This window comes from Streptococcus sp. CF8_St5-17, assembly GCF_024295665.1.
GTDB lineage: Bacteria > Bacillota > Bacilli > Lactobacillales > Streptococcaceae > Streptococcus.
In genome coordinates, this window is sequence record NZ_JANCOU010000016.1 from 1 (window position 1) to 1,380 (window position 1,380).

General features: G+C 35.3%; 1 protein-coding gene. It reads right to left on the bottom strand.

The features are described 5' to 3' along the window. Positions 1 to 10: 10 nt before the first annotated feature. Positions 11 to 1,359, bottom strand: a protein-coding gene (locus tag NMM19_RS08325) for an IS3 family transposase (RefSeq protein ID WP_178894523.1) whose coding sequence is annotated in 2 segments (ribosomal slippage) — positions 11 to 918 and positions 918 to 1,359 — 1,350 coding nt in all. Because the reading frame shifts where the segments join, the coding sequence is not laid out codon by codon here. Between the last annotated feature and the right edge of the window lie 21 nt (positions 1,360 to 1,380).

Below are 1,380 nucleotides of genomic sequence, written 5' to 3' on the forward strand. Positions count from 1 at the left end.
GACAATTAATTTACCCAAAGGATTTAGTTCTGTATTGTACAGGACTAAGTCCTTTTAGTTTTACCTTAATTCGTTTGTTGTTGTAGTAATCAATATAGTCTACAATAGCTTGTTCCAAGTGCTCAAGTGACTGAAACGTATTCTCATAACCATAAAACATTTCAGACTTAAGAATGCCAAAGAAAGATTCCATCATACCGTTATCTGGGCTATTTCCCTTACGTGACATAGATGGTTGGATTCCCTTATTCTTTAAAAAATGATGATAGAAATCGTGTTGGTATTGCCATCCTTGGTCACTATGGAGAATTGTATTTTCGTAATGGTTCTCTGTAAAGGCTTGTTCTAGCATAGCTTTCATTTGTACTAAGTTCGGTGAAGTAGAAAGATTGTAGGAGATAATTTCGCTGTTAAAGCCATCTAAAACTGGTGATAAATAAAGCTTTTGACTGCTTGCTGGAATGGTAAATTCTGTCACATCTGTGTAGCACTTTTGCATTGGTTTGGTTGCTTCAAATTGACGTTGAATAAGATTGTCTGCTTTCTTGCCAATCTCTCCTTGGTATGAAGAATACTTCCGTTTACGACGAATTCGAGCACTTAAACCAAGGACCTTCATTAGACGTTGCACCTTCTTATGATTCACTACAAAACCACGATTCCTCAATTCAAGAGTCATTCGACGATAGCCGTAATTCCCTTTATGCTCAGTAAAAATAGCTTGAATTTCAACTTTAACATCATAATCTTTATCGTTTTGATCGAGCTGTTTTAAATGATAATAATAAGTTGAACGGGCAAGCTTAATAATCTTTAGAAGAATCTCTAAAGAAAACTCTGTTACCAATCCTCGGACAATTTCCGTTTTTCTTCTTGCTCTTTTTCGTCCCTCAATCGGAGTTCTCTCAACTTTTTTAGAACAGCATTCTCCGCTCTCAGGTATTCATTTTCTGCTTGAAGACGTTCTAACTCTGTCATCTCTTCAGGTTTCTTCTTTGACTTACGTCCCATTTTAGGTGGTCTCCCTCTTATTTTCTCAACAATAGTATACCCGTTTTTCTTGTATTGTGCCAGCCAATTCGAAAGTAATCCACTACTTGGAAGAGCATAATCCAGAGACACCCTAATTTGTGAACGACCTTCAAGAAGAACTTTATCAATGATCTCTTGTTTTAGTTCAGGAGAATAGTAACAATTCTTTCCTTTTTTGACGATTTTTATCCCATAACGATCAATCAATTTAATCATGTACTGAAGATTAGAAATATTTATCCCAAATTGATTTGAAAGCTTTCTAAAGCTCTCTCCTTGCTTTTTGAGTTCATAGATCCGAACTTTATCTTCATAAGTTAATTTCATAATAAAACACCCCAAAAGTTA